The 18334-nt window shown below is 43.2% G+C and carries 18 protein-coding genes; 6 read left to right on the top strand and 12 right to left on the bottom strand.

Going from position 1 to position 18334, the window contains the following annotated elements:
- Window positions 1–107: 107 nt before the first annotated feature.
- Complete coding sequence (locus tag RAM70_RS20470) at window positions 108–1313, top strand: acetate kinase (protein WP_312675383.1); 1206 nt, start codon at window positions 108–110, stop codon at window positions 1311–1313.
- Between the two features lie 3 nt (window positions 1314–1316).
- Here the strand turns inward: RAM70_RS20470 and RAM70_RS20465 are convergent, their stop codons facing one another.
- Window positions 1317–1868, bottom strand: coding sequence for an anti-sigma factor family protein (locus tag RAM70_RS20465; RefSeq protein ID WP_045358728.1), 552 nt, complete (start codon window positions 1866–1868; stop codon window positions 1317–1319).
- A 113-nt stretch (window positions 1869–1981) separates the two neighbouring features.
- Window positions 1982–2638 (bottom strand): sigma-70 family RNA polymerase sigma factor, encoded by a 657-nt coding sequence (locus RAM70_RS20460; RefSeq protein ID WP_045358729.1) that lies wholly within the window; start codon window positions 2636–2638, stop codon window positions 1982–1984.
- 397 nt (window positions 2639–3035) lie between these two features.
- On the opposite strand from RAM70_RS20460, the gene hemJ reads away from it, so the two are divergent.
- The 3 genes from hemJ (at window position 3036) to nusB (ending at window position 6312) form a co-directional block, all read left to right on the top strand.
- A complete protein-coding gene (hemJ, locus tag RAM70_RS20455) occupies window positions 3036–3623 on the top strand; it encodes a protoporphyrinogen oxidase HemJ (protein WP_045358730.1) in 588 nt (195 codons plus the stop codon).
- 434 nt (window positions 3624–4057) lie between these two features.
- On the top strand, window positions 4058–5521 hold the full coding sequence (locus RAM70_RS20450) for a DNA phosphorothioation system restriction enzyme (RefSeq protein WP_045358731.1): 1464 nt from the start codon (window positions 4058–4060) through the stop codon (window positions 5519–5521).
- Between the two features lie 137 nt (window positions 5522–5658).
- Window positions 5659–6312: a transcription antitermination factor NusB gene (gene nusB, locus RAM70_RS20445; protein WP_002789075.1), complete on the top strand. Its 654-nt coding sequence runs from the start codon at window positions 5659–5661 to the stop codon at window positions 6310–6312.
- Between the two features lie 18 nt (window positions 6313–6330).
- On the opposite strand, the gene RAM70_RS20440 is transcribed toward nusB, so the two are convergent.
- Window positions 6331–6804, bottom strand: a complete 474-nt coding sequence (locus tag RAM70_RS20440; RefSeq protein WP_045358732.1) for a CYTH domain-containing protein — start codon at window positions 6802–6804, stop codon at window positions 6331–6333.
- Between the two features lie 10 nt (window positions 6805–6814).
- Complete coding sequence (gene gloA / locus RAM70_RS20435) at window positions 6815–7225, bottom strand: lactoylglutathione lyase (protein ID WP_190380097.1); 411 nt, start codon at window positions 7223–7225, stop codon at window positions 6815–6817.
- A gap of 257 nt (window positions 7226–7482) precedes the next feature.
- Between gloA and RAM70_RS20430 the strand changes: the two genes are divergently transcribed.
- Complete coding sequence (locus tag RAM70_RS20430; protein ID WP_312675379.1) at window positions 7483–8667, top strand: PulJ/GspJ family protein; 1185 nt, start codon at window positions 7483–7485, stop codon at window positions 8665–8667.
- A 106-nt stretch (window positions 8668–8773) separates the two neighbouring features.
- Here RAM70_RS20430 and trpE read toward each other — a convergent pair whose 3' ends face one another.
- The 8 genes from trpE to RAM70_RS20390 form a co-directional block, all read right to left on the bottom strand.
- The gene (gene trpE, locus RAM70_RS20425) at window positions 8774–10294 is read right to left on the bottom strand and encodes an anthranilate synthase component I (RefSeq protein ID WP_312675377.1); all 1521 of its coding nucleotides are present in this window, start codon (window positions 10292–10294) and stop codon (window positions 8774–8776) included.
- A 241-nt stretch (window positions 10295–10535) separates the two neighbouring features.
- Entirely contained in the window at window positions 10536–10961 is a 426-nt protein-coding gene (locus RAM70_RS20420; protein WP_045358736.1) for a photosystem I reaction center subunit II PsaD, read from the bottom strand.
- Window positions 10962–11336: 375 nt separating this feature from the next.
- The gene (locus RAM70_RS20415; protein WP_045358842.1) at window positions 11337–12974 is read right to left on the bottom strand and encodes an ABC transporter permease; all 1638 of its coding nucleotides are present in this window, start codon (window positions 12972–12974) and stop codon (window positions 11337–11339) included.
- A gap of 77 nt (window positions 12975–13051) precedes the next feature.
- A complete protein-coding gene (locus RAM70_RS20410; protein ID WP_312675376.1) occupies window positions 13052–13285 on the bottom strand; it encodes a hypothetical protein in 234 nt (77 codons plus the stop codon).
- 179 nt (window positions 13286–13464) lie between these two features.
- The gene (locus RAM70_RS20405) at window positions 13465–14274 is read right to left on the bottom strand and encodes an MBL fold metallo-hydrolase (protein ID WP_045358740.1); all 810 of its coding nucleotides are present in this window, start codon (window positions 14272–14274) and stop codon (window positions 13465–13467) included.
- A 61-nt stretch (window positions 14275–14335) separates the two neighbouring features.
- The gene (locus RAM70_RS20400; RefSeq protein ID WP_045358741.1) at window positions 14336–14923 is read right to left on the bottom strand and encodes an anthranilate synthase component II; all 588 of its coding nucleotides are present in this window, start codon (window positions 14921–14923) and stop codon (window positions 14336–14338) included.
- A 127-nt stretch (window positions 14924–15050) separates the two neighbouring features.
- Window positions 15051–15551, bottom strand: coding sequence for a pentapeptide repeat-containing protein (locus RAM70_RS20395; RefSeq protein ID WP_045358742.1), 501 nt, complete (start codon window positions 15549–15551; stop codon window positions 15051–15053).
- A 2-nt stretch (window positions 15552–15553) separates the two neighbouring features.
- Entirely contained in the window at window positions 15554–16942 is a 1389-nt protein-coding gene (locus RAM70_RS20390; RefSeq protein ID WP_190380094.1) for an LCP family protein, read from the bottom strand.
- Window positions 16943–17621: 679 nt separating this feature from the next.
- On the opposite strand from RAM70_RS20390, the gene RAM70_RS20385 reads away from it, so the two are divergent.
- On the top strand, window positions 17622–18299 hold the full coding sequence (locus RAM70_RS20385) for a C40 family peptidase (RefSeq protein ID WP_045358744.1): 678 nt from the start codon (window positions 17622–17624) through the stop codon (window positions 18297–18299).
- The last annotated feature ends 35 nt before the right edge of the window (window positions 18300–18334 follow it).

Below are 18334 nucleotides of genomic sequence, written 5' to 3'. Positions count from 1 at the left end.
CAGATCAAATTTTCCTGAAGAAAAACCCGAAAAGTCAGCGATTTTATCTAGACTTAACCTGAGTTTGATTAAGATCGGCATAGGCCACCTCCTAATTGAGCTTTTCTATGAAAATTCTGGTCTTAAATGCGGGATCGAGCAGTCAAAAAAGTTGTTTGTACGATTTAGAGTTTCTCCCCGGCCATCCTCCCCAACCAATTTGGGCAGCGGGGATCGATTGGACCGTTAACCCTGATTACGGGGTTTTAACGGTAAAAGCTAAGGGAATTAAACAGGAAATTAATCTTTCTAGTCAGGATCGTCCGGCGGCAATTGCTCGGATGTTAGATACCTTAGTCACTGGCGAAACTAAGGTAGTAGCCAACCTCGCCGACATTAGTATAGTCGGTCATCGAGTTGTCCATGGTGGCACGGAATATTCCCAGGCGACCATGATCACTCCGCCAGTCAAAGAAACGATTAAAAAGCTGATTCCCCTTGCTCCTAGCCATAATCCCGCTCATTTAGAAGGAATTGAGGCAATCGAGCAATTTTTGGGCGATGTTCCTCAAGTAGCAGTGTTTGACACTGCTTTTCATCGTTCTATCCCTCCTGAGTCTTCTCTTTATCCCATTCCCTACCAATGGAGTGAACTGGGAATCCGTCGCTATGGTTTCCATGGCACCAGTCATCAGTACTGCTCCCAACGGGCCGCCGAATTGCTGGGAAAACCCCTAGAATCCTTGAAAATGGTGATCTGTCATCTGGGCAATGGTGCTTCCCTATCGGCAGTCAAGGGGGGTAAAAGTATCGATACCACCATGGGATTTACTCCCCTAGAGGGATTGATGATGGGAACCCGCAGCGGTTCGATCGATCCAGGGATTCTGATTTATCTAGAGCGAGAATATCAATATAATCCCGATAGTTTAAATGGCTTGCTCAATAAAGAATCCGGTTTAAAGGGAATTTCCGGTATTTCTGGGGATATGCGGGCAATTACCACGGCAATGGCCGAAGGCAACCAGAGGGCAAAATTAGCATTTGAGATGTATATTCATCGTCTGAAAAGTTTAATCGGATCGATGATCGCTTCTCTAGAGGGGTTAGATGTGTTGGTATTTACGGCAGGAATCGGCGAAAATTCAGCTTTAGTACGGGAAAAAGCCAGTCAAGGCTGGTCTTTTTTGGGTTTAGAGTTAGATTTGGCTAAAAATGCCGCCCATCCCCGGGATGAGGATATCGCCAGCGAGACATCTAAAGTGCGAGTGATGGTAATTGCTACGGCGGAAGATTGGGCGATCGCACGAGAATGCTGGCATTTATCTCCATAGACCTTACCGTTGGCCATTCTCTTTTGGCTGTTCCGCTGCGGGAATCTCGATAATCGGATGGTTGAGAGCAATCATCAAATGGTCTCCCTCTTGGCTAATATTGCCCGGACTGATCGCCATTCGAGAGAGAGGAGCATTGCGTCCCGAGACGAAGTAGGAGCCAACAGCGATCGCCATAGCAGTGAAAATTGCGCCACCATAAACATAATATTGCCGACGACGCTGACCATCGACTTTTCTCAACACCTGTTCTGCTAACTGGTCGCTGGCAATAGTAACCGGTACGGGAATTTGCTTTAAATTAGTTTGTAATCCCAAGAGCTGCTGATAGAGTTTTTTAGCAGCAGCATCATGGTCTAACCAATGCTGAACTAGCTTCCTTTCCTCTACCGTTACTTCGTTATCAATATAGGCACTAATTAAATCGAAACGATCAGCTTCTTCGTTATCCTCATCTAAGAATAAAATATCCTCGGTTGCGGAGTTGGAATCGCCGTCATCGTGACGTAACAAAGACTTGATCCATTGAACGTCTTCGGGTTGATAATTATTCATGGTTGACCTCGACCGGAAGCGATCGGTATGCAATCACTTTTCACCAGCACGGAGCTAGTTAAATTTAACGACTCCTCACTTCGGCCGTTAGTGCCGAATCACCACAATTTTCTTTAGCCTTCCGTAAAATAGGGCTGTAAAACAGATTGTAATTTAGCGCGAGCGCGAGCAATGCGGGATTTAACAGTTCCTAAAGAAACTTCCGTGATCTCGGCAATTTCTTCGTAGGCCATACCTTCAATTTCTCGGAGAATAATAGTTGTCCGAAAAGCTTCAGGTAAATCAGCGATCGCCGCCTGTAATTGATCGTAGAATTCGTGGGTGGTGAGATGTTCATCGGGACTGGGGTAATCGGACTCGATATCCCAATCGATTTCGCCATCTTCCACGCGCCGGGGAGCATCGAGGGAAATGGGGTGATTAACCCGCTTGCGTTTCCGCAATTCGTCGTAAAAAAGATTGGTAGCAATGCGACTTAACCAACCACGGAACTTGAGGGGTTCATGGAGACGGTTAATATTGCGATAGACGCGAATCCAGACCTCTTGAGCCAAATCAGCGCGATCTTGCCAATCGGGAGCCAAATGATAGAGTAATTTATCAACATGAGCTTGATAGCGTCGCAGCAGTTCCGCAAAAGCTGCTCGATCTGGCTGACACCCTTCCTGACAGCGTGCAATTAGATCGTAGTTGGAGAGTTTGTCAGGGGACACGGGGTTTTGAGACTTTTTGGACTCAAGTGACCAAGATGCTGGAATCGATTGACTCATGGGATTTCCTCAAGGGTATAAGCTCCTCACTCAGAGGTTGAGGACGGGAGAAGTCAGTAAAGGTTCCCGAAAATAAATAATTTTTTTCCCATATTTTTATTCTAACTGATCGAAGCGATCGGATCGGGTTCCCATAGCTGAGTCGATAGCCAAACTCTCAAGCTCAAACCCCTTCCGTCGGATTTCTTGTTTTCTTCTGGTTTGTCTGACTCTAGTTGCTGATTTACCGAAGGGTTTGTCGATTCACCTTCCTCTTAGTTGTAAAATGCCTGTAACTCTAGTCTCTCCCCAACCCCCAACCCCTATTTTCCGTCTAAACTTTTGTCTAGGGGTAGTCTGGGAAAGTATGGACAACTGTTAAACTAAGTAATTCGGGACTCAGATCACAATATAGACTATGGCTTACTATTGGTTTAAAGCATTTCACCTGATTGGGGTGGTTGTTTGGTTTGCGGGATTATTTTATTTAGTACGTTTGTTTGTATATCATGCGGAGGCAGCAACAGAAACGGAACCCGCACAAGCTATTCTGAAAGCGCAATACGAGATCATGGAGAAGCGACTCTACAATATCATTACCACACCGGGGATGATTGTCACCCTGGCCATGGCGATCGGTTTAATCTCCACAGAACCGGAAATTTTAAAATCGGGATGGTTACATATTAAATTATCCTTTGTGGTTCTTTTACTGCTCTATCATTTCTACTGTGGTCGCATCATGAAAAAGCTAGAAAAAGGGGAATGTAATTGGACGGGACAACAATTCCGGGCGTTAAATGAAGCACCAACCCTGTTATTAGTAGTTATTGTCCTTTTGGCAGTATTTAAGAATCAATTACCCCTCGATTTGACCACTTGGTTAATTGTAGCTTTAGTGGTATTAATGGCGGTGACAATCCAACTTTATGCTAAAAAACGTCGCCAAGATCAAGAAAAACTTCGGCAAAATACTCCCCAAAAAGAGGAAGTAGCGACCAGGTAAATTATCCTAATCCTTTTCTAGGTTTCCAGGATAACAGTTAAGAGTGGTTTGACAGCTGTGGGATGGTCTTTTTAGTCCATCCCAATTGTATAGGGAGAAACCTTTAGCTTTTAATTTTTTGGCTTTTTGCTATTTTTGAGCTTATACCAAAACTATTTGTAATAGTGTGATTAACTCCCAAGCTATGGATTGTTTCTCCCCGCTCCGGCGCTCCGCTGCTCCCCTATACTTTTTAAACAGGATTTAGTATTATAAACCTCTTGCATAATTAATTTTTCAGGGTTCAAAAACGGCAAAAATAAGGATTAAATTGCCTAAAGTCTGTAAATAGACCATTTAACTGATGATTATTTATTCTTAATTCTCCTGACTACTGACTACTGGCTACTGACTCCTAACCCTAACAACAATTTTTGATTTTTACAAGAGGTCTTATGAATAATTGCTGGATAGATTGGGAAAAAATAACTAGGGATTTTCTGAGTTCCCGCAAAATCAAGCAAGTTGCTGAATTGCGAGGATTCTATCGAGTTAATCCCTCTGGTATTCCTAGAATTCCCCCCGATTTAGAGTTGAGAGACTACCAAAATACAGCGATTATCAGTTGGTTTCGTAATCGGGGACGGGGAACTTTAAAAATGGCCACCGGCAGCGGTAAAACTATTACTGCTTTAGCTATTGCCATGGAACTTTACCAAGCGATAGAATTGCAAGTATTATTAGTGATTTGCCCCTATCGTCACCTAGTCAATCAATGGCAACGAGAAGCGGAAAAATTTAATCTTAAACCTATTTTAGCCTACGAAAGTGTCCATATATGGCAAAGTCAACTATCCACAGAATTATATAATGTGCAAGCGGGTAATCAAAAATTTGTCACTATTTTAACTACTAACTCAACTTTTATTAGCGAGGGGTTTCAATCACAAATAAAATTTTTTCCTGATAAAACTTTAATCGTTGGTGATGAAGCCCATAATTTAGGTTCCCCCCGATTAGAAGAGTTATTACCCCGTTCTTTAGGTCTAAGATTGGCTTTATCCGCCACTCCTGAAAGATATTTTGATGAGGAAGGAACCGACGCTATTCTTGATTATTTTGGGCAAATTCTACAGCCAGAATTTACCCTAGCTGATGCTATTAGTAAAGGTGCTTTAGTCAATTATTTTTATTATCCAGTCTTGGTTGAATTAACCGATGGTGAGGCTTTATTATACGCAAAATTAACCCAAAGGATCGGCTGGATTTTACAGAAAAATAGTAATTTCAATGGCAATGAAAATTTGACAGCATTGTTAATGCAAAGGTCACGATTAGTCGGTTCAGCAAGTAATAAATTACAGGCTTTACAACAACTGATGCAAGAGCGTTTAGATACGAATCATACTTTATTTTATTGTGGGGATGGTTATCTGGAAAATTATACTGCTAATTATCGTCGTCAAGTAGAGGCAGTTACTCATTTATTGGGCAATCAATTAGGTTATCGAGTTGCTACCTACACCGCAGAAACTTCCCTAGAAGAACGAGAAAAAATTCGCCAACAATTTGAGGAGGGTTATCTGCAAGGATTAGTGGCAATTAGATGTTTAGATGAGGGAGTAGATCTGCCATCAATTCAAAACGCAGTCATTCTGGCTAGTAGTGGTAATCCTCGACAATTTATTCAGCGTCGCGGGCGAATATTGCGCCCCCATCCCGAAAAAAAACAGGCCACTTTATTTGATATGATTGTTATGCCACCCACCTTAGATCGAGAAATCTGGGAAGTAGAAAGGAATTTATTACGCAAGGAATTAAAACGCTTTCTAGAGTTTGCCCAATTAGCTATTAATGCTCAAGAAGCTGAGACTAAACTAGGGGAGATTCAAGATAGATATTGTCTTTTGTCTAATTAAAACTTGAAAAGTTAAATCTTGGCAGCTTTTATGCTAGGATAGAGGTTAGTCAAGAATTGATCGCTGAGAAAAATTAACCCAACCGAATAGCGATCGATAAAGTTGTATAATTTTCTTTCCTCTACTTCTAAACTTCTATGCCTCCCCGTCAACAACCCCGCCGCATTGCCCGAGAACTTGCCCTTTTGAGTTTAAGTCAGATTAAAGGCAATCCTGAAAACCTGGAACAGCAAACTTTAAACGATTTAATTTTAGTCGCAGTTAGAACCTTAACCCTGGAAATTCAAGAAACCTTAGAAACTGCCGCTGCTGAAATTAGTCGTGGTAATGAACGAATTCTCGCTAGTGATACTAAGGCAACAAATCTAAAAAGCGCCCAAACCATGGTAAAAGAGGCAATTTCTCTTACCCATAATGCCATTAATCGTTTGGGAACCGTGATAGATTTTCCCGAAATTGTCCAGTTATCTAGTCAGTACGAAGTGCGGGAATATGCCCTAGAATTAATCGGTACAGTCTATCGTCGTCGTGCGGAAATCGAACAGGAATTAACCAGCGCTTTAGTAGATTGGCAACTGCATCGTTTACCAAGAATTGATCGGGATATCCTGCAAATTGCCGTGGCAGAAATGCTCTATCTCGATATACCTCAAAAAGTAGCAATTAATGAAGCGATCGAATTAGCCAAACGTTATTCTGATGATGAAGGTTATCGCTTTATTAATGGCGTTCTCCGACGGGTAACAAATAAGCTAAACGAAGCAGAAAAAGCCGTATCTACCCAGAGTTAAACGGGGAGTAAATTAATACTACAATGACCACATTTTATAGGGAAATTTCTGTAAGTTGCTATTGTAGTAGCGCCCATCTCCCGTGACTTCTTCGCCGATCCAATCAGGAATAGTAATGACTTGCTCCTCTTGTTCTAACTCAATTTCAGCCATAATTAAACCTTGATTATCTCCTAAAAACTCATCAACTTCCCAAGTTAAATCATCCAAAGAAATGCGATGACGAATTTTTTCAATTAAAGGTTTTTTACAGAGGTTTTCTAACATGATCTCCGCATCTTCTAGAGGAATTGCATACTCGAATTCCAGCCGACTAATACCCTCAGTCTTGCCTTTAATGGTTAAATAACCCAGATCTCCAACTACACGAACTCGCACAGTTGTCAATCCCTCTTGGGTAGGAATATATCCCTGACGATACAACTTCCCGGTCGCAAGCGATCGCCAAGAATCCCCTTTAACCAGAAACTTCCGTTCAATTTCAACAGTCATAAGTTTTTGATTAAGCCGTAGCCACGGCAGCACCCTGGGTTCCTAGTTGAATTAACTCGATCTTGTAGCCATTAGGATCTTCCACGAAAGCAATCACCGTAGAACCGTGTTTCATCGGGCCCGGCTCCCTGGTAACATTACCACCAAGGACTTTAATTTTCTCACAGGTGCTATGGATATCATCCACGCCTAGGGCAATATGACCGTAAGCATTACCCACTTCGTAGCGATCGACTCCCCAATTATAGGTCAGTTCGATGACAGCATGATTAGCCTCATCGCCATAACCGACGAAAGCGAGGGTAAATTGACCATTGGGATAGTCTTTCTGGCGCAGTAACTTCATTCCTAGCACATCGCAGTAAAATTGTAGAGATTCCTGCAAGTTATTGACCCGGAGCATGGTGTGTAAGAGACGCATGATTATTTTTAGATGACATCGATCGAAAAATTACTTATCCTTGATTGTAACCAGTGCTTGGGCCTTCTTATCTCCTTGAGGCTCAACCATTATAATAATACAAGTGTACGAAAAACTCACCAGTAAAATCACCTGCTCCCCAAAGCGGTTAATAGCTGTGAACAGAATCACCTAGTTTGATCAAATCTCTGGGACTGCAATATAATGTTAAATGTCTAGGGAAGTATAGAAAATAGGAATTGGCACGGGTTAAAACTATGCGTTTTTATTTAGAGTATATCAATCACTTAGGTCGTTTACAGAAAAAATCCGCCCATCGTCGTCTGCAAGCGGGTTTCACGATTACAGAAGTTTTACTGGCAGGTGTAATGATGCTGATTGCCGTCTTGGTGTCGGGAATTGGCGTGATTAACCTGCTCAGAAGCAATTATCGAGCTAATGCCGATAGTGAAATCCGAAATAATCTTAATCGTACTCTAGAGTTTGTTTCAGACGACCTGAGACGGGCAAGAATTATCGCTCCGACTGAAGCTGCGATCGATACGACTCAAGTACCCGATTGGGGAAAAATAAAAGTAGACAAAGAAGCGCTAGCAGTTCTTGCTTTCCGAATTCCCGACCCCAACAATCCCATCATTGCGCTCCCTGGCCAGATCGTTTACTATACCACAGACCCTGAAAATAGCTTAACCGGTCCGCGAGTCTTGTGGCGCTATGGTCCGAACTTGGACGCTAATGGCAACTACGATATTACTTCTTCTTGGCAACATTCCCCCGTCACTGATATGTTAGCAGAGGATGCTGTTAACCCCAATTGTCCTACGGATTTTAACCGAATCCCCGCCAATCCTAGCAGTGCGGACGGTTTTTATACCTGTGTTCGCACAGGTGGTGATCAAGTGATTTTGAATGCCAACGCTCAGGTAGAGATGACTACTCTGACTGCTGGAAAAAGGGATAAAGTTGACTACGCTGCCAGTACCAGAGTTGCCACCAGAGCTATCTGTAGTAAAAGTGACCCAATTTGCCTCATAACCCCTCCTGAGCCCACTTTTGATCTGGGAGCTAATATAGGAGCTAAGAAAATAGAAACTATACCCGTCCTTACCACAGCAGCAAATGTTATGGCTGAACTTATTCAAGGCCCCGATTGTTCCCCCTGCACTGTGGCTGCTTCGCCTGACCCTAATGCTCAGCCAACAGGAGTAGCTATTCCTTCAACTCTTCAGGTAAATGCTGGAGAAGCTGTTATTATAAATGTCAATGACCTGTATAATAACCGAACTGTGGATCCCAATACGGGTAAAACAATAGAGGCATATACCTCTAAAAGCAGCGGTTCACCCATCTCCCTTAATAATAACCAAGTTTTATTGGTGTTTACGACGAGTACGACTCCGCTAAACTCCTATCAGGTTTTATTAACTATTACCCCTCGCTAAACTTATGGCAATAAGCTGGAACCTTGATGTTCTCCTGGTTGGTTAACCCTATTCCTTCTCGGAAATCATGGTAAAATCCCCTTAACTGGATTCTGGGCTAAAAAATCTAACTTAAACAGCGAATTGCCTCCAATAAACCCCTCGCTTTGTTGAGGGTTTCTTCGTACTCTTTCTCCGGCTCAGAATCGGCTACTAACCCCGCTCCCGCTTGCACAGAAACCAGATAATTTTGATTACCTTGGGGACGAACAATCATAGTGCGAATCGTGATCGCACTATTTAACTGTCCCTCAAAATCGTAGTAACCATAAACCCCTGAATAGGGACCACGACGACAGGGTTCTAATTCATGGATAATTTCCATGGCGCGAATTTTCGGGGCCCCACTGACGGTTCCCGCCGGAAAACAAGCTTTTAATAAATCCCAAGCAGTTTTATCGGTTGCTAAATCCCCCACCACATTACTAACAATGTGCATAACGTGGGAATAACGTTCAATGATCATTAATTCATCCACTTTGACCGTACCTCGATCGCACACCCGGCCTAGATCATTTCTGCCCAAATCCACTAACATAATATGCTCGGCAATTTCTTTGGGATCTTGCAGTAAATCCGTTGCTAAAGCTTGGTCTTCACTGAAGTTTTGTCCCCGGCGACGGGTGCCAGCAATTGGTCTGACCGTAGCCTTTATTTTACCTAATTCGTCCCGTTCTGCCTTAACCATCACTTCAGGACTAGAGCCAATAATCTGCCAATCCTTAAAGTTATAAAAAGCCATGTAAGGAGAAGGATTAATCAGACGCAGGGAACGATATAAATCGAAAGGATGACCCTGATAATTGGCATTTAAACGCTGGGAAATAACCACCTGAAAAATATCCCCCGCTTTGATATAATCCTTGGCTTTCAGGACATTTTGACAGAATTTTTCCTGAGTTGTATTGCTTTCATAGACTAATTCTTTCCCCTGACCAACCGGTAATAATTCTAGAGTTTTGGCATTAGTTGGTAGGGGTAATCGTAACTTGAGAACTAACTGGGTCACTTGATCGCAGGCCGCTTGATAAGCGGCCGCTAAATCGGGATTATTACCCCGGGTATCGGCATAAGCTATCGCCCAGATTTTCCGTTTAACTTGATCGAAAATAATCAGATTATCCACCTGCATCCAAATACCATCCGGTAGATCGGCATCGGTAGCGGGATAAATAGGCACTCGCGGTTCGATCCAATTAATTAATTCATAACCCCAAAAACCAAATAAACCCCCTATTCCTGCGGGTAATTGCGGCAATTTAACCGGCACAATCGGGGCTAAACATTGAGTTAAAATCTCGAAAGGATCCCCGGAAAAAATCTCTTGAGAACCATCGCGAAAAGTTTGGGTAGTGGTGTTTCCCCGCGCTTCTAATACCCAGACGGGATCGCCTCCTAAAAAGCTGTAGCGTCCCAAGGTTTCGCCCCCTTCCACCGACTCTAATAAAAAATTGTAGGCTTGATCGGCACAAATTTTATACCAGGCCGAAACGGGCGTTTCTAGGTCAGCGATCCATTCTTGATAGACAGGAATAAAGTTACCTTGGCCGGCGAGTTGACGAAAGCGATCGAAGTCGGGGAAGATCATATTTTGATGGTTCAGGAAACGGATAGCACAACACTTGTAGGGGAGAAAACTGATACTAAATCCTGTTTAAAAGGTATAGGAGAGTGGGAAGAAGGAATTAGGAATTAGGAATTAGGAGTTATGAAGGAGTGGGAAATGGGAAGTGGGAAGTGGGAAGTAACAGAAATCGAGAGTCAGAAGTTAAATCTTGGGGCTAAATAGCTTCTAAATCTAACTCCCCACTCTCGATTTTAGGGATTATTTATGCTTCGTAGGGAGTGACACCAGAGAACTTAATTGTCGCTGGTTCGGGGTTTTTGCCGATATTGCGGTCTTTTTTGCCGAAAAATTCACGACCGGCGTTAACTTTTTCGGGGAAGACACCATCAGCAGGGTGGAGATACTGCACTTCACCACTGGGGTAAATCCGATAGATTTTGTAATCTTCGATTTTGGGCTTGAATTTCGTCCGCAATTGGGTACCAAGAGCGAGCGCGTGTTCTTTGCGGGCTAAATAGAGGAGATTTTCGCCTTCGTTCATGATAGCGGCGCCACCGGTGGGCATTTCAAAGACTTGTTCTTTGCTGCTTGTCCAGGTGATGGCGTACTTTTCTTCCAGATCGGCTTTGGCGAGTAAACCGCCCGTGCTGCCACCGAACTTAGGAGCTTTTCCAGAAAGTTCTGTCATAGGATTTTGTTCTCTCTACAAAAATAAAGAAAAGGGGTTTTAGGGAATCCTATCACTGACACCCCCTCTCTCTAGTAGTCTTGTCAAGAACTGTAACATTATTTTGTACTAGACTATAGAACTAGGATTTACCGAAAAAGTTTTTCGTGGAGGCAGGGTGTGGCCCCCCCAACCCCCCCGACATCGGGGGGGCAGGGGGGGTGTGGGGTGTGGGGTTTTACCCATTTTCAGGCAAAAAGTGCCTAAATTTCCCCCCCCGATCACTGCCAGGACTGGCACTTTTTGATTTTAAAAAGGCCTAAAAATATTATCCAACAGGGTTTTTAGATTTATTCAGCCACACCGAACTAAGCCGCCTGGCGCTCGCCCACTGATTTAATCGATCGCCCTTCGGGAAATTTGCCAACTTAAAAAGATTACCGGAATTAATCCCACTAGGACTATGGCCAGGGCCGGGGCTGCCGCTTCCACCAAACGTTCATCACTGGCGTATTGATAAACGCGCACCGCCAGGGTATCAAAATTAAAAGGTCTTAAGACCAAAGTAGCCGGTAATTCCTTCATCACATCGACAAAAACTAACATAGCCGCCGTCAATAATCCCCCCGATAAAAGAGGAATATGCACTTTAATTAAAGTGGCACCAGTGCCATAGCCAAGGCTGCGGGAAGCATCATCTAAACTAGGTTTAATTTTACTTAAACTCGATTCTAACGTGGAAAAAGCTACGGCTAAAAACCGGACAATATAGGCAAAAATCACACAGAAAATCGTGCCGCTCAGAATTAAATTGATATTTAATCCTTGATTGAAAAAGTTATCTAGTTTACCGATAGGAATTAAAACCCCCACGGCGATAACAATGCCGGGGATAGCGTAACCAGCGGCAGCAATCCGCACAGAAAGCTTAAGAGTTTTATTCGGATTAAGTCTTTCCCCGTAGGCGAGAATTAAAGCTAAAACTACCGCAATAATTGCGCTTAAACTAGCCAGAAAAAAACTGTTTCCCGATAAACTAAAAAAGTCATTATTAAAAGTTTCTTGGGCGTGATTAAAGGCTAGATAGGCCAGATAGAAAGCGGGGGCAATAAACCCAAGAAATACTGGTAAAAAACAGGAGATCATTGCCAAGAAACTCCGAACAAGTCCTAGTTCGTACTTAGTCGGTGACTGGAAACGATTGGTCATTTCATAGTAACGAACTTGACGACGGGAGGATTGTTCAAGGAAAACTAAAACGAGGATAAATACCATTAAAACTGTTGATAACTGCCCCGCTGCTATGCGATCGCCCATACCGAACCAAGTATTATAAATCCCCGTGGTAAAAGCATTAATTCCGAAATACTGCACCGTACCAAAATCATTAAGAGTTTCCATTAAAGCTAGAGCTAATCCCGCCATAATTGCCGGTCTTGCTAGGGGTAAAGCGACGGTAAAAAAACCGCGCCAAGGATTACATCCCAAGGAGCGACTTGCCTCCACCGTACAGACAGATTGTTCTAAAAAACCGACCCTTGCTAACAGATAAACGTAGGGATAAAGCACCAGTATTAACATCAGAATCCCCCCCCAGAGAGAACGGATACTAGGAAACCAATAATCCTCGACACTATCCCAAGCGAAAACACTTCTTAAGAACGTCTGCACCGGACCAAAATAGTCCATCATATTGGTATAAGTATAGGCCAAGAGATAGGCAGGAGCGGCAAGGGGTAGTAATAATAACCATTGAAATTGTTGACAACCGGGAAATTGACACATCGTTGTTAACCAAGCGGTGCCGACACCGATGATTAAAACGCCGCTGCCCACCCCGCACATTAACCAAAAAGAATTAACCAGATAATCCCAGAGAACAGTTTCGATCAGATGTTGCCAGACTTGACTAGAATTAGTTAATAAACTACTGGCAACCGATAAAATCGGCAGGGAAACAAGCAGGGCAATTAGTAAAACCGCAATTGTCCATCCCTGTCTAAAAAAAGAGCGAGATTCTTTCAGCAAAAACATTTTCAATAAGATTGTTAAAGCAATTTTTAGAGAACACAGAAAATCTAGCAGAACATTAGTATTAATTAAAACTCTCACTAAAGATATTTCTCCACCCGACGCTCTTCCAACATGGCAGTTACTTCTTGGTCGGTTGGTGCAAGTTGGTCTGTTTTGAGTAAGCCACGCATCCTTTGAATTGCACCAGAACGATCAGGTCTAGCAATTGGGGTACTCTGCAAGGACTCAATAATGGCGCTAACCAGCGCCAGTCGATCGCTCGGTGATAGCTTAACCGCTTCTTCCTTTAGGTCTTGCAGTAACATAGACATTCTTTGGGGCTGAATATTCTGGAATTTACTAAAAATAATTATAACCCTGATTTATGATCAGGGCTGTAGGGCGAGTTAGCAACAACGTAACCCGGGGAATATCAGGAAATTGATGGTGCGTTACACGAGGAAAATTAGTTAATCAATAGGCCTAGGTCTAGGTCATTGGCTCCTAAAAATTAGGATTTCTGTAACAGCTTGCGGTAGTCAAACACGCGAATGAGAGTCCCTTTTTTCGGTAAATCGGCGGCACGAATCCGTAATTTATTGTCCTCGATTAAACGGATATTTTTATCCTTGACTAACTTGAGAAACTCATCTACAGACACCAATTCACAGGCATTTTTATCGGCGGCACTGGTAAAGTATTGAGTTGGGACAGCAATTCGCGGTTGTAAAACTTCGATCGCCTGTTTTGCTTCTTGGGGATTATAATTTTTTGGACCACCTCCCACGGGAATAAAAGCTAAATCTGGCGAACCTAGGAGAATTCTTTGTTCTAATGCGAGCGGGGCCGCTGCTCCCCCTAAATGGACAATACTAATCCCCGCTTGGGTCCAACGCCAGGCCACATTCATACCGAAACGTTGCCCACCCATGCGATCGTGGGCGATACTAATGCCCTGTAATTTTAATTTACCAAGATCATAGGCCCCCGGCTCAAACAAAATTTTCGGATTACCGGGTAAATTCTCGGCCGCCCCTTCATCCCACAGTTGACTACTAATTAAAACGATATCTGCTTCTACTTTTGGCAAAGGAAAACCCGCCGTACAACCAATCGCCCGGAAGGGATTAACTAGGACTCTTTGCCCTCCTCCAGTGAATAAAAAGCAACTATGACCCAACCATTGAACTAAGAGGGAATTATCGGGTTTTTGGGGGGAAGTGGGGTTAGTCGGTTTCGGTTTAGTTTCCGCTAAAACTGCGCTTACTCCCACGGTTAAGAAACTTGCCCCCGCCGATAAGATAAAATTTCGCCTTTTCATAAATATAGATGCAGAATTAATCAAGTTAAGGTTAATTTCAGGGGTTGGGGATTAGCAAACACTAGAGGGATCGGAGAAAGTTTCTTAAAAGTTCCTTGCCGGCAGTGGTTAAAATACTTTCGGGATGAAATTGTACTCCTTGAATGTGGGGGTAATCCCGATGACGGACTCCCATGACCGTACCATCTTCGACCCAGGCCGTGATCTCTAAATTATCCGGCATGGTGGAGCGCTCGACCACTAAACTATGGTAACGGGTGGCAGTAAAAGGATTTTCTAACCCTTGAAATACCCCTTCATTGTTGTGATAGATTGGCGAAGTTTTGCCGTGCATCAAGACCGGGGCCCGGACCACATCCCCTCCGAATACCTGACCGATACTTTGATGACCGAGACAGACCCCCAAAATCGGCATATAGGGGCCAAATTTGGCGATTAATTCCAGAGATATGCCCGCATCGACCGGACGACCGGGACCGGGGGAAATGACAATTCCATCCGGCCGCATTTGTTCGATTGTGGCCAGATCGATTTTATCATTACGATAGACCTCGATCGGCACGGCGATCGGGAACTCGGAGGCTAATTCTCCCAAATACTGGACTAAATTGTAGGTAAAACTATCATAGTTATCGATGACGATTATCAAGAGTCCCTCTCCTTTCTCTAGCCTCGCTCAGTATTTTTATTCTACATCCCGGCTGTCTCGATCGAGACAGCCGGGATGTAGGAGGTAGGCTATTTTTGAGCAGTCAGCTAGAATCTGCCCGGAATTGCTAATCACAGCCTAAACTATCTCTGGTGGCCACTCCCGTGACTGGATTAATCCCATCGGCCCGTTCACACATTAACTTGACCTGATAGTTATCAATTACCGCGTTAGTGAAATCGGCCCCGGTAATAATTGTGTCATAAAAACGGCTGCGAGTAGCGATCGCATCGGTAAAAATAGTATTAGTTAAATCGGCAAAATCGAGGGTGACTCTATCTACCAAAGATGCGGTTAAATCGGCCCCTTTTAAGTTAGCTTTTAAGAGGACAGCCTCGGTGAGAATACTATAGGATAAATCAGCCCCTTCTAGGTTAACTCCCCGCATAGCGGCAGCGGCGAAAACTCCTCCGCGCAAATCCTGATGGGAAAAATCCCGATCTTGCAGCTGGGCAAAACTATAGTTAATCGTTTTATCTTGGGCCAAAGCCCCCGGACGGGCCGCAAAAAGTAGCCAAAGAATCGCCAGCAAAATAATTAAAACCAGACTGAAAAAATTTTTCAACATTGTTACTGTTGAGCGTTGAGAAACTGGGCTGCATCATCACCCACCCGAATAGTTAGGTCTGAGTCTAAAGCACCAGTGGAGGATGATTCTACTTTACCGATTCCCAATTGATTTTTCAAGAGGTTAGCGGACTGAATATCACCTTTTTGGGCAATAATTGCCGTGGTTTCTAGCTTTTGAGAGGAGTCATCGCTAATATAAACATTTGTGTAGCCCTGTTTGGCCAGATAATCACGAGTACGACGGGCTAAACCTTTGGTATGGGTGGCATTTTGAATGGCAATCCGCAGACTATAAACGGAGGGTTCTCCCTGGGAATAGTTATCGGTAAAATTATTAGCCACAATGGTCTTAATTTCGCTACGGTTCAAAATCCAATAACTCCGACCATCGTATTCTTCGAGGTTATTAAACCGGCCAGGGAGTAGGATCATTCTTAAGTCATCCTGTTTAATTTCCCGGCCAAAATTAGCAATAGCCAGCATTTCCTCGACGCTTAAGTTCGTATCGATATATTGTTGTAAAACCTGTACTGCTTTCGGGAGACTGGGGAGAATTGTCGGACTAAAAATCTTTTGTTGGAGTGCTTTTAATAAAATTTGTTGTCTTTGTACGCGACCAATATCGCCGTATTGCTGGTTACGAAAACGGGCAAATTGTTCTGCTTGGTCGCCGTTGAGATTTTGCCAACCCTCTTGTAAATCAATTTCTAATTTTTGGGTGACATCTTTATGATACATTCGTTCGGGTACATAAACCTCTACACCCCCGACTAAATCGACTAATTCCTTAAAGGCATCGGTAGTCACCCGCACATAGCGATCAACGGTGACATCCCCTAAAGTATTACTGACCACTTCTGCTGCTAGAGTCGGTCCGCCGTGAACGTTAGCATCGTTAATTTTAGTGAAACCGTGGCCGGGGATTCTGACGCGGCTATCGCGAGGGATAGACAGCATTCTCACGGTTTTATCGCTAGGATCGAAGCGCACTAGGAGCATGGTATCGCTGCGACCTTTAAATACATCGTCGCTGTTTTTGGCATCTAAAACTCGATCGATGCCCATAACTAAAATATTAACAGGACGAGAAAGCTGCTGATTGATTAAGCTATTCCAAGCTTGGGCCTCAAGGATGTCTGTTTGGGTGGGAAAAGTCGTTTTTTGGAAGATAGCCCCAATTGGTGCGGGTAAGGGACTAATTAAAGCGACGGCAGCCCCGAGAGTGGCGGAAACTAGGGCGGTAAAACTGAGGGTTATTCCCCAAAATAAGCCCTTTTGCAGGGGAGATGCTTTTTTTAAACCAGACATGACTGAACTGACCACTGCGACGGTATTTTCTGAGTTTTGGCTGTATTCTTGCTTTTCAAACCGCCCCGAAACATTGGCCATGGACTAACCTCAACATCTGATTAAAAGCTTACTTTAGGAGGTGACTGCTGATCCCTAGAATCTATCTCTAGCCCAAAAGTTCCAGATATTGGTCACTCCCCTCTCGCCGGCTATTGTAACATATTGTTAAGGAACTGGCTATCATAGACCTGTTGTAAAAATCAAAAATTGTTGTTAGGGTTAGGGGTCAGTAGTCAGTAGTCAGGAAAATTGAGAATGAATAATAAGCTGTTAAATAGTCTATTTACCGATTTTATGCCATTTAATCCTTATTTTTGCCGTTTTTGAACCCTGAAAAGTTGATTATGCCAGAGGTTTAATAATTTTTCAGGGATTCAGTTCAGTTATAGATTATGCTAAGACGCATTTTAAACGCTTATCCTTAGATTAACTCAATCTCCCCGGCCCCCCGCCCCCCCGATGTCGGGGGGGCAGGGGGGGTGGGGGGTTGGGGGGGTCTTGCCCCTTGCAAGAGTGCAAGAGTGCCTTATCTCAACAAGCAATTTAAAGGCACGGGCAGCTTATCTCTGTAGTAAAGAATTAAGAGAGGTGGAAACTTGAAGATAACAGAACTAAGGTTATTCTCTTTATTTATTTTCTGATTCAATCCTCAATTTATACCTTAGTTTTTGGCTAGTCGGGCAGTTTTTTCTGTCAAAATAATTCTGATATATTTTTTATGAAAATCATCTCTCTTCCCCTATCATCCACCCAAGAATATCTCTGTAAAAGAGACTTAAATCTCTACAATTCTCCCAGTTGTCAAGAGTTAGCTACCCAAGCACAACGGGGAAGACAATTAAAATTTATTTCCCTAGAAATTACCGAAAAAGGGCTACAAATTCAGCTAAGGGAAGATAATTATTTAGCTTGGCTATCCGGAGAAGATTTAGATGCAATTGCGGTGGCCACCACAGCTTATCAAAAAATTCCTCTAACTCGTTCAGACATAGAAAAACATATTCCTGAGATTATCACTTTTACTCAGGAAGCAAGGAACCGTACCAATCATTATCTCTGGGGTGGAACCCTTGCACCTAATTACGATTGTTCAGGATTAATCCAGGCCGCTTTTGCCAGCTTTGACATTTGGTTGCCGAGGGATTCCTATCAACAGGAGGCTTTTTGTCAAAAAATAAACCGAGAGGAATTACTACCGGGAGATTTAATTTTCTTTGGTGATAAAAGAGTTAATCATGTGGCTTTATATCTAGGCAATAATCAATATATCCACAGTTCAGGACAAGAAACAGGTAACAATGGTATCGCTATAAATCTCCTCACCGATGATCAGGATAGCGTTAGTCGTCATTATTATCAAAAATTATGGAGTTTCGGTCGAGTTATGCACAATTAATCAGTTATCAGTTATCAGTGATTGGTCACTGTTTA

Origin of the sequence: Microcystis wesenbergii NRERC-220, from assembly GCF_032027425.1 — a bacterium.
In the GTDB taxonomy this organism is placed as follows: domain Bacteria; phylum Cyanobacteriota; class Cyanobacteriia; order Cyanobacteriales; family Microcystaceae; genus Microcystis; species Microcystis wesenbergii_A.
Note: the sequence above shows the minus strand (reverse complement) of the source record. Positions and strands in the feature narration are given on the sequence as shown.